This window comes from Candidatus Woesearchaeota archaeon, assembly GCA_018675335.1.
Lineage (GTDB): Archaea > Nanobdellota > Nanobdellia > Woesearchaeales > UBA11576 > JABJCP01.
The window spans coordinates 436,011-448,680 of record JABGYH010000007.1; the positions used below are offsets into that span (position 1 = coordinate 436,011).

Annotated in this window: 4 protein-coding genes; 3 read left to right on the forward strand and 1 reads right to left on the reverse strand. The window is 31.3% G+C overall.

The features are described from left to right. The first annotated feature begins 101 nt into the window (after positions 1-101). From HN587_06450 to HN587_06460, 3 genes are read left to right on the forward strand one after another with little or no spacing between them, the layout of a single operon-like run. On the forward strand, positions 102-3,434 hold the full coding sequence (locus tag HN587_06450) for a hypothetical protein (protein ID MBT7903475.1): 3,333 nt from the start codon (positions 102-104) through the stop codon (positions 3,432-3,434). Next, positions 3,431-7,699 (forward strand): hypothetical protein, encoded by a 4,269-nt coding sequence (locus HN587_06455; GenBank protein ID MBT7903476.1) that lies wholly within the window; start codon positions 3,431-3,433, stop codon positions 7,697-7,699. Before HN587_06450 ends, HN587_06455 begins: the two co-directional genes overlap by 4 nt. A 57-nt stretch (positions 7,700-7,756) precedes the next feature. Further along, the gene (locus tag HN587_06460) at positions 7,757-11,542 is read left to right on the forward strand and encodes a hypothetical protein (protein ID MBT7903477.1); all 3,786 of its coding nucleotides are present in this window, start codon (positions 7,757-7,759) and stop codon (positions 11,540-11,542) included. Here the strand turns inward: HN587_06460 and HN587_06465 are convergent, their stop codons facing one another. Next, the gene (locus HN587_06465; GenBank protein ID MBT7903478.1) at positions 11,543-12,667 is read right to left on the reverse strand and encodes a hypothetical protein; all 1,125 of its coding nucleotides are present in this window, start codon (positions 12,665-12,667) and stop codon (positions 11,543-11,545) included. Positions 12,668-12,670 lie beyond the last annotated feature (3 nt).

Sequence of the window (12,670 nt, forward strand, 5' to 3'; positions counted from 1 at the left end):
TTTATAAATAAAATCTGTTTAATCATAATAAATACTTTTAAAATATATATTAATGATATAATATGTTGTTTGATATCAAAAAGGGGTTTTTAATATTTTATGTGATTAATCTAGTTTTAATTTTATCTTTGGTGGTAATTGGAAGTGAAGTTATTTCAGGTCCAGTTAAATCCACGCTTTCAGGAGGGATTCAAGATCCTGATTTAATTATGGGGGAAAATTCTATTACTAATAAATTACCATTAGCTTATGCTGAAAATGGTTTTTGGATGGCTTTTTGTAATAAAGCAGGTGAAGAACATCCTATTTTCTGTGGTAAAATAAAAGAAGTTAAATCTGATATAAAAGTTCATCATCCAAATTCAGTTACTCAAGACACATTTTTGTTAAACTATTCTGATTCTTATGATTTTTTTGATATACCCCCTAATGAAGAAGTTGTTCAAATTTCTTTAAAATTTCCTGCAGAGATTTTTAAAAATTTTGATAATCAGTTTTATAGTTCACATTATTGGCCTAAGGGTACATTTACTCATGAAGATGCTCTTGATTTAGTTAAAGCAGAAATTGAAACTGGTTGCGCACCATATTCGGTTGATACAATACGTAAACAATATGACGCAAATGGTTATTTTGTGGGAGATAATGCTATTATCGTGGATGGACTTTGTTTAGATATATATCTTTTAAATCATAAAAGCTGTTCTGATATGGCAGATGTAAATAATCAATTTTGTGAAGGAATTGATTCTGTTGCGCCTAATACTGTTGACGTAAATGGTCAATACAATTTCTATGATGGAGGAGGGATTGGTTGGGGTGGTTGTAATCCGTTTTCTGGATCTGATGGTTGGGATGGCCTTGTTTCTGGCAGGAATTATGGTCGAGATTGGCTTGTTAGTGGAAAGGGAGATACAGGGAATTTTTCGCCGTATTATTTGGTACAGAATGAGGTTAAACAAAGAATTGGTGGTTGTTGTGGAAACGATATTAATGGTTCAGATTTAGTTATTCAAGATTTTGATTTAGATATTGGCGCGTTAAAAAGTGGAGAGTTTGCTAATTCAGGATCGGCAGGAGATATGCCTAATCAATACATTTGTGCAAATGTTCCTAAGCCTGACCTACCCATAACTGATTTTAAAAGCGGGTATGGTTGGTTAGACGCATCTAGACCTGAGTTTAATTTTAATATTCACACAGTAAATAAAAATGTTCAAACTTCAAATATTTCTTATGATATTATTTCATATAATTCAAACTGGTTTATTTGTGATGATGGTTCAAATGAATTAAATAATTTTTATGAATATGCTTTACCTGTAAATTCATTATCTTCAAAATGGACTGAACAAGGGCCTCTTCTTAAAAAATATCAGAGAGTGCCTGAAGTTGTAGAAGTTGGGGGTAATTATGGGGTTACTGAAGGATTTGGTCAAGAAGGTTCTGGTTCTGGAGATGTTTTAGGTCAAGGAATTGGTGGTGGGTCTAGTGATGCCAAATTAGTTGATATAGATGAATTTTCTGCACCTGGCTCTACCCATGGATCCACTGAATTCACCTCTTGTGATAAAGATGGGGATGGTTATGATGGTTTTTGGGTTTTATCTGAAGATGATTTTCAAACTCTTTTAGAACAAGGTGCAATTAAAGATGAAACAGATGATCCTTGTTATAATCCTCAACCAATAAATGGAGTTTATGATTGTCAAGATTTGCCTGAATTAAATGGTACAAAAATGAATCCTGGAATGGTAGAATTTTGTGGAGATGGAATTGATAATGATTGTGATAAAGGCGTAGATAAAGAGGATCCTGAAGGTTGCGTATATGATAAAGAAGCTAATTTGGTAAACGGAATGAATTTTACTAATGCACATCTTTTTCCCCGATTTGTGTGTCATAATGAAGATGAAAAAGGAACCTTTGTTGAATGTTGTGGATATAATTTAAACGATTGTAAAAATGATTTTCCTAATGCACGAAGAATGGGATCTCCTGTAGATACCTTAGTTGAATTTCATAATTGGGCGGGAAATAAATGTGGTGAGGGAACATCAAATTGTATTTTGCAATATAAAATAAAATTGCCTTCATCAGAAGACAAACAAATTAATAATCCGTATTATTTGGCGCTTTATTTGGAGGATGCTGATTCAAAAATAATTAATTGGGAAGATCATGAATATTTAGAATTTTATGTTTGGTTTACAACAAATTTTCATCAAAATTTGTTTTTAGGTAAATATATTGGCCCTGAAGGTGATAGTTCAGGGGTGCAAGGCAAAAAAAGAACGCATGAAAATTATCAAAAAATAATAGAAGTTCCAATAATTGATTATGTTGTTAATGAAATTAGTTTAAGAAAATGGTTACACGTTAAAGTTCCAATATCAATAATTCCTGTATCTGAACAAATGTCTATTGGTTTAATTGCATTACACTCATATCCTGTTAATTTATTTGAAATCGATCAAAATTATGATGAACAAAATGATAATATTAATGATTATAGCAATTTAATTGCATTAGATCGTTTTTTTTTAACTCCTAAAAAATCTGAATTAACTAAAGTTGAATTGGAAGGTAACTTATTTTGTACTGGCACATTTCCAGTTTCGACTTGGATTGATGATTTAGATAATGATAACCTGGATAAAACAAAATATGGCCCTTTTAAGATTGGACATGCAGTTTGTGATTCTATGCCTGGATATAAATGGACTGGAAATTACTGTTGTGGTGATGATGGAGGAAATAATTCTGTCGGTTTAATTTTTGGAGAAGGCTCGTTTAAAGAGTATTATACTGATATAAATGGGAGTTGTTGGGGTAGTTCACCAATTTTAGAACCTACTCGATTTTTGCCAGTAATATATAATATAACTCATGGTTCAATGTCGTCTAAAGCAGGACAAACAGAAGAGATAATAAGAGTATGCAAAAATGCAAGTTGTAATTTTTATGTTTCTCCTGAAAAAGGAGTTGGAGTATCAAATGTTTATTCCGATGTTTATGATTTACATTTTGCAGGACCGGGGTTTACATTATCTATAGGTAATAATGCTTATTCAAGTTCAGAAATAAATTCCATTAAAGTCAAAGGAAAAAATGGAAGACCAGTTCCATTAAAAGTTCAATTTTATAATCAAACTTTTTTAAGTTGTAATGGTGAAGACTATTTTTTTAATAATGAAAAATTAAGAGTTACTGCGGGAGATAAAATTGGAAATCAATTAATCTTGGCAGAGGATAACTATATTTCAACTGATGATTTTTGTGAAGTTCAGGGAGACTATTTTTGCTCGCATTATAGTGGTTGGAGTGATGAAATAGTTTATAATGGAACGGGTTATGAACAACATGCAACAAGTAGAAATATAACAAAAAAAGTTATTAATTTAATAAATAATCCTAGTTTCGAAGAAACATGAAAAAGATAAATTTAATTTGGATTTTAGTAAGTTTGGTTTTGGTAAATTCTATTTTTGTTAGTTCTATTGGAGAGCCATTTGTTAATTTTGCGTCTAAACAAAAAATGTGTTTTAATAATGAAGAAAATGGACTTTATAACTTAGTTTTTAATATTCCTGAAGGGTTTAACCATGTGTCTGCATCACCTTATTATTGTTTGATGACTTTGGGTAACTCTAAAGAGACTTCTCAAGGAGATCTTTTATCGAGTTTAACAAATTCAAATTATGATTATTGTTGTGAAATTTTTGAAGGCGAACAAAAAGTTGCTTTGGCAGTTAATTCAGATGAATTACCTAATTCAGTGAGTGATTTTTATTTTTTTAATGCAGGTGTTGATGTTAGTTGTTGGAATTCACACGAAAAAGTTTTGCATACTGATGGATATTGTGCTGATTTAGAATGTGTTGATAATGATGGAGACGGATTTTTTTCTCCTGTAAATCAACAGTTTTTAGCTGCTGTTTGTGATAATCAAGATTGTGATGATTCAACTAACTATTGTACTGATAACTGTTGGGTTGATAATGATGCAGATGGACTTGCAGACTGTAGTGTTTGTATTGATAATGATGGGGATAATTATGGCATAAATTGTCTTAATGGCGCTGATTGTTTAGACTCTAATCCTAATTGTAATTCTGATTGCGGAGACTATAATAATAATAATAAAAAAGATTGTGCTGAAGAAAATTCAGGTGTTGATTTAGATGGTGATGGATTTTGCGAGACTTGTGAAAAAGGCCCTGATTGTGACGAATCAACAACTCTTTGCAGATTAGATTGTGAAACTGATAAAGATAATGATGGTATATCTGATTGCAAAGATCCTTGTATTGATCAAGATGGTGATTGGCATTGTTCTGAAGATTCTACTTTCGGGTCTAAAAATGGGTTTGATGATATAAATCCAGTTATTGATATTTTTTATGAAAATGCAGAACCTGGAACTTTTAATATTGCTGATTTTTATACTGAAGAATTAAAGAGAGTTATTAATAATCTTGCTCCTGATGATTTAAACTACTCATCATATACTGTAGATGGTGAGTCTTCAGAAGCATCTTGTTTCGATGCTAGTTCGGATTTAGCTATTTGGAGTTGTGCGAATAAATTAGCTATATCGCTTAAAACGTATTTTGATTGTGATGATTCTAATTCGAGTATTTATTCTGGGTGTGTTGAAGAAATATGTGATGGGATAGATAATGATGGGGATGGTTATGTTGACGAATGCAATTCCAAATTTGGCTTATCTAAGGTAACTCATAAAAGAGGTTGTATTTATGATGAAACTCCTCGATGCGTTTTGGAAGATTTAGATCAAGATGGTTATGGCAATATTTCATTAGACTGTTTTAATTGTAATGATTGTGATGATAATAATTATTTTATTAATCCGTTTGTTTTAGATGATACTCTGGATAATATTGATCAAAATTGTAATGGTATTTTTGATGATGAATTGGATTCAGATGGTGATGGAGTTTCAGATATTAATGATGATTGTCCTCAAGAAATAAAAAATTATGATGATCAAATATTTAATGAAGATACTGGCTGTATAAGGCGCCCAGATTATTGGAAAAATGATTCGGGAGTTGAAGCATATATTTCTGCAATTGATTACAAAGAAGGTGATTTTTCATTAAAGTTAATTGCGAATAATGGAAAAAAATTGTTTCAATCATTTATTGTAGAACCCAATCAAATTTATTCTTTTAGTGTTTATGCAAAAATAGTACGAGGTGAATTTGAAGTAAAAATAACTGGCAGTCCTACAATTAATTCAACAGTAATGAGTGATTTATCTTGGAATAGATATGTCTTGATGTTTAATTCAACGAATCATGAATTAATTAATATAGAATTTGAATCTTTACAAGCTGATTCTATTATTGTTTTAGATGCACTACAATTAGAAGAGGCAGAGGTTGCAACAAAATTTATTAATTTTCAACATAAAGATTATGGCGTGTGGGATTCTAAAGGGTGTTGTCCTCAAGATTACTGTTGGACTGGGGGGAGTTTAAAATATGATATTGATAAAAATCCTGAAACTGGTGAGAGCGGTAAAGAAATACTTGATTGTGTTCATGATGATGTTTATGAAACAAATGCTTGCATGCCCCCTCTTGGTTGGGAAACTTCAGTTGGTGATAATCAAGCAGGATTGTTCAAATCTATAAATTGTAAAGGTGCTGATTGTGCAGATTCTGGCTATAGGTGTATAAATGGAGATTGGAAATTATCTAAAATAAAATATTCACCATATAGAGATCAAGCAGGCTTTTGTCCTAATGAGACTATGTGTTATGCAGGTGCTTTAAGTTCAAGTTCCGAAAATGAATCTTGTGAGGTAGATAAAGTTTGTTTTGAATCTGGAGGGTGGAGTAATAAATTTAGTCCAAGTTTACAATCTGAAATGAGTGAAAGCTTTTATTGTTATAATGGTGAATGGACCACAAGAACAAAATCAATAGCAATGCAATTACTCAAAATAGCTGAAAATTCAAATAATTTTACCTTATTTTGTGATGAATTTAAACTAACATTAATCCCTGGACAAAAAGGATATCGGGGTCTTGAATTACCTGAAGAATTGTATTCGTCTCAACTTATAGAAAACTTTTTTAAAAATAAACAAGGCGCGGGTCTTGGTTATACATCAACAAATAATACTGTAAATGAATTTTGCGTTTTAAACATGGATGAAAAAGTAATTGTTGGTGTTAGTTTGAATGTTTTACCAAACGAAACTATTGGTGATGAGGGTTTATCTTTTTGGAAAATATTAAGAGGTGAAGATAATTATTGTGAAGAAGCAATGACTTCAGAAAATTATACTTCATGTGATTCTGTTCAAGATGTTTTTTATGATTCAAAATTAAATAGTGTAATATTTACTAAAAATGGTCAAAAAGTGCCACAACTTTCTGAAAAAACATTTTTAGATGAAACTATTGAAGTGTTAAGAAATTTGTTAGATCGTATTTTAAAAGTATTTGGAATAACTGCGACTGGAAGTCAATATTCCAAAACAGCACATGAAATGGCAGATTCGAACGCATTTATTTCTGATACAGGTGATTTTGATAAACTGTTTATTTCATCACATCCTGGTCCAAATAATAAACCTAAAACAATTAGGGCAGTTCATGAGTATACTTACAACAAAAATCATAATGGTGGTGATGGAGGAGTAATTGATTTTATAGAAGTTCAATATGATAATTACAAAACAAATATTTGTGATTATTTTGATTACAGATTATTTGATCCTGATAGGCCATATATTCTTCAAAGAGATAATAAACCTAAAGATGTTGTTTGCACTCCAGTTATTTTAAATGAAGATGATTGGTATTTTTCAATTTATGTATATTTGCCTAAGTTAGAATGTAGTTTGAATTTTTGTCAACAAGATTATGATGATACTTTTTGGAATGATATAACTGCTAGTTTAAGATTGAGATCTGCAAAAGAGTTTGATGAATTGGATCAAGAAAATTATTATTGGAATGTATCTTCTAATCATGTTGCTGTGGAAGCTCCAATAAAATTTAATATGGTTAATGGTTCTAATAACATAATTGGTTTTACTTATGAATTTGGCGATGGAACAAATGCTGCTAAAACTGGAGCATTTAATCAAGCATTAAATGAGTTTGAACATTTTTATACAATGAATGGAACTTATACTCCAAAAGTTTATTTGTTATTAAAAAACTTTGAAATTGTAGAAGCTAAACCAATTGGAACTGGTGAAATAATTGTAGAACCTAAACCAAAAATACAAATTAATGAAGAGCAAATTTTAGGTCCTTTGTATAAATTTGAAGTAATTGTTGAGGGAGGAGAAAGCCCTTATACCTTTATGTTTGATTTCGGAGAAGAAGATGTTGATCCAGTTGTAATGCATAATGGAGTGGTTACGACGGAAGAAGATATGGCAGAATTGAATGAAATAACTGGTAATTCCATAACTGGAAATGTGGTTGTTCCACTTAATTTTGTTCCAGTACAACCATTGTTAGATCTTGAGGGAGTTCAGTCTTTTGTAGATATGAAAACAATTGAATGGCAAGACTCTGGAAATAAATTAATAGTTTCAAATATTCAACATCAATATTCTGCAGGAGGATATCATGACGTTTCTGTAGAAGTTGGAACTTTAGGTGCCACATTTACTAAAACTAAAAGACCAATGATAAAAGCATCATGATCTTACAAAAAACTTATAAAATTCTCTCATTCTTAAATAATAAAAGAGGATAATTACATGTTTTTAAAAAACAAAAAAGCACAAGTAGCTTTATTCATTCTAATTGGAGTTGTAATGGTTGGGATATATGGATTTATGAATTATCTAACCACATCAGTTAATACTGCACAACTAGATCAAAGTGTTGAAAAAGTGCAAACTGAATTATTTCAATCAGGAGCAATACCTGTTTATGTAGAATTTTGTTTAGATAAAACAGCACAAGAAGCAATAATTCTTGCAGGACTTCAGGGAGGAGACATATTTACAAATCAAGAAGGTCCAATGCTTATTCCTCAAAAAAGTTTACAAATACCTGCACCGCTTCAAACATTTCCATCTACAAAAGTAAAATATGGAATTTTACGCCCTAAACTTAATAATAATTCAAATTATCCAGAACCTCCCGGCTATCCAGGACATAATCAAGTTCCTGCATTAAATTTTAGTACTTGGGGAAATTTTGGATCAAATTCTCTTAGAAAATTATGCGATATAAATGGAACAAATAAACCACTAGCAATTTTAGGATATTTCAATCCATTATGTTATCATAATCTTTACACTGATTTTTGGTCAACACAAGAACAAATAGAATATTTTGTGAGTAAACGAATGCAGAGTTGTGTAAATTGGACTGCAATAAAAAATGAAACTGGAATAAATGTAACCGTTACTGGACTTCCTGAAACTACAATGACTTTGGGAGTTACTAATGTTTACATGAACATAACATATCCCTTAGAAATTGAAACAATTGGTTCTGGAACTCAATTTACTCGAGCTAGTTTTGGAACAAAAATTCCTGTACGATTTAAAAGAATAGTTGAATTTGCAACACTACTAAATTCAATGGATTCAATTTATTTAAGTTTTAATTATTCAAATTATAATTTTGTTAGTATGTGGGATGAATATATTGACATTAAATTATTTACTCCATTTGAAAAAATTGGGGGATTTGATGAAGTAGTACAAATAACTGATACAAAATCATCAATTGGTGGAAAACCATTTATTTATCGATTTGTTCGAGAAAACAGATATCCAGTTCTCGATTATATCAAATATACTAAACAAGAAAAATATGATATAATAACTATGGAATATCGCAACTTAACAATTTCACCAAATCCTGATTGTGTTGGTTGTATATACGATCCTGACGAGGATAAACTAACATATGATTTTACTGGCTGGAAAGAAACTTGCAGTGAAAAATTTAATTTTAATACTGGAGAATCAAATCTAAGTTGTTCACTTAATCAACCACAATCTTTAAACACAAATAAAAATCCAGGAAATTGGACTGGATCAATTGATTATAATTTAACACTGCAAAACGCAACTATTTATTTAGAACATGAAGACATAGGACCTCATAACATTACTGTTTATGTTTGCGACGATGCAGGACTGTGTGATTATCAAATAGTTCGAGTGATGGTATTTGACGTTCCTCAAATGTTTATTAAAGGTGCAAATAAGTATGGGGACATTCCTGATGAATATGCATCAATTGAAGATCCATACGAAATAAAAGGAACAACAATACAATATTTTACAGATATTGTTACAATAATATTTAATGATGCCATAGAAAATTTTGAAATATCTTTACCTGGAGAAAAAGATAAATTTGATTACAAATTAGATGTTCCTTGGGAAAATTATGATATAAATACGATAGTTGATAAATTTTTTAAACGCGAAAATTTAGATGGAATAAATTTAACACACAACATAACTATGACTGTAACTCCATCACTTCCTCCAAAAGTGATGCTTCCTGTAAACGTATTTCAATGTTTACCTCATCGAAATGAAAAACATCCATTTCCATATCCTTATCATAATTATACATTAAATTCTGATGGTAGTTTAGGAGAAGAAGAAATTGAACCTTTCCAAGCAGGACATGCTTGTTGTAGTTTGGGTGATGAACAAATTGTTATTGCAAATTTATCTGAGATGTTTGATCAAGGAGAATATTTAATAAAACATGAGTTTGGAACTAATGTTAAATTTAGTTTAGTATCTATGGATTTTCCTGCAGCAGCTATTTTTTATGCTCCTGCTGTTGATGGAACTATGGCAGGTATTTGCGGTGCAGATGATTGTTTAAGTTTTAATTTAACAGTTCCAGGAATATTAAACATTACAGTGGATAAAACTGCAAATTTTTTTAGTTTAATTAATCAAGATGAAATTTTAATTAAATTTATTTTAACATCAACAGATTCAAACTATCCTGAATATGGAAGTTATCTTGATGAAAGTAAAATCTGTTTTGAAGGTGCTGCGCAATATTCTGCAGTTGGTTTATTTGATGATGTTGGACAAACCGTAACTTATTTTGATGAAGTGGGAGGGCTTATTTGTAAATTTGGCGGAAATAATTTCATTTGTACTGACCAACAACTTTCTGCCATGTCTAATGATATTATTCGACGAGAATTTTTACATTTTTGTTCTGGGGATGTCAATAGTGGTATGTTGGGTATTGAACCTAGAGGAAATATTTGTGGTGGATTAAAATCCGAAAAATATTATATTCATGACAATTGCGAAGATAAAAAATTGGGTGAAGATGAATCTTGTGAAGGTCCCGCACCTCCAAAAACAAGTTGGCCCAAATTAAATGCTGCAAATTGTCATCCTTATTCATATGATTCTGGAAAAACTTATGAGTATACGTTTAATATGACTCTTGCAGATGGGAGTCCGCCCGACGGTATTTGTAATAATCAAATGACTTGTAGTTCTTCAAACACTGAATTTAATGCATCTGAAACAGAGGGAAAATATATTTTATTTGGTGCAGTATGTAAAAATGGTGAATGTAATGATCCTTTGCCTGCTGAATTAGGATCTGTTGATTGTAATAATTTTAATGGACTTGCAGATCAAGATCTTGCAGCGCAAAATTATTATTGTGAATATGCAACACCTGCAAAAACTAATCTTTCAAGTAAATTTTGGAATTGCAGTGAAAATCCTGACGCTGCGTGTGCAGGTGTTAAAGCAAATCCAGATATTTCTTCAAATATGTGTGATGCGTGTTCAAGCAAACAAAATTCTCCTAAAATTCAAAATGTTGGCAGCACTTGGCAAGGAGATAAATGTTGTGGTGATGATTTGGGTGAAGGAGGATTTCCTTATTTTCATTCCGGTAATGCTGCGAAAAGAGCAGGATCAACTCAGTTATTTGCAGGCGCATTTATGGGCGAAGTTTGTGATGATTATTATTCCAACGATCCTTCGAAAGGGATTGATAATAATTGCGATGGTAAAGTAAATTGTGAAGCTAATGAATGCGGCGGTAAAATTGGTCCGAATAAAAAATATTGTTGCACTACTAATAATCACTGTAATATGAAAATAGATCCACATTTTGAAAAAGCAAGTTGTGGTGAAGATCCTATTTTACAAACTGATGATGGTGAGTGTGTTTGTAGCGATCTTAATAGTGATAAAAAAGTTTTTTTAACTTCTGCATTGCTTGATGGCGGATTCGAATTTTGTAGTCCTATATTGGGTTATAATTCTAAACACAGAATTTTAGTTGTTCATGATTCTTTATCTGATGAGATTGATGTCGAAATTGGAATTGAGTTTTATAAAGATAATTTTGTTACTGAATTTGAGGAATGTGAAATTTCATTGGATTTGCCAGTGAATGCGTGTTCGGAAAATAAACTTGATGAATCTATTAAACAGGCCACTTGTAATTTTGAACAAAATCAAGAAATCATAATTTCTAATAGTGGTGATGAATGTTTTGCAAAATTGAGTAAAAAATAATTAAAAATTATATTGTGCAGTTATTTTTGCTGAGTCACATTCTTGGTTAAATGTTTCATTTATGCTTTCATATTTTCCCGGATCATTTCTGTGACTTATTCTATCAATTTCAGTTTGTGTTAAATTAGTCCAAATTTTTTGTATGAGATTAATTTCTTCTAGTGAAGCATCGAAAGAACCTTCTGCAGCTCCAGTTGTATGATCTTTTGTTAATTGGGCTGTCATAATTTCTTGAGCTAATTTATCGTACGCAGAATTTGGTAAGGCAACTACATTTCCGCAAAAATTTGCAAAGGTAACATAATTTCCGTGTTCCCAATTAATAATTAAATCAGTGGTTTCTCCAGTGTCATTGTTTGTTAAATTAAGCGTTAGGGTAGCTTCTCCAAAATAATTTGTTTTTTGAGTGCTTCCAAAATATACTGTTTCTTCTTCAACTGCACAACCAATATCTTGGGCTAATTCTGAGGTGGAGTTAGTTATTTCACAAGATGTGTTTTGGCCTCCATTAACATATTCCGCATTCATCAAAAGTGTTAATCCGTTTGTTCCTTCGTTAATTCTATAATCTGTTATCTTCAAAGCGTTCGGATCATCTTTGTCGTAACGAAATTGTGTTGTGATTGAAGTTTGATTGCTGCCGTCGAGAGAATCGAATCTAAATTCTAAAGTATAATTTCCGCTTGGAAGTTCCCCTCCATTAAATGCAGTGTGATTATTAATCTCTCCAGATAAATTATCTCCTGGAGTTACAACTCTTGAATCTACTTCGATGTCAAAATCATCGTCAGGATTTGGCGTGTCGTTATCTCCGACGAGAATTACTCTAGAATCTAAATCTGCAAAAATACTTCCAGGAACATTTACTCCAAATGGAAGGTTAAAATCAGCACTTGAATAATTATTATTTCCATTAATTGGTGGAATTACTGAATCAGAATCAATTGGATCAAAAGGATCATCTGATGAATCATCATTTGGTTGCGCATCAGGTTTTGAAATATCAACTTGCGAAGTATCAGGACCAAAAGAATCATTGTGTCCTTCGTTACTTGAACCACTACATGAAGTGGCCATTGCACCAGTTGCGATTAATAATGCGGGAATATACCAAATTGATTTCATAAA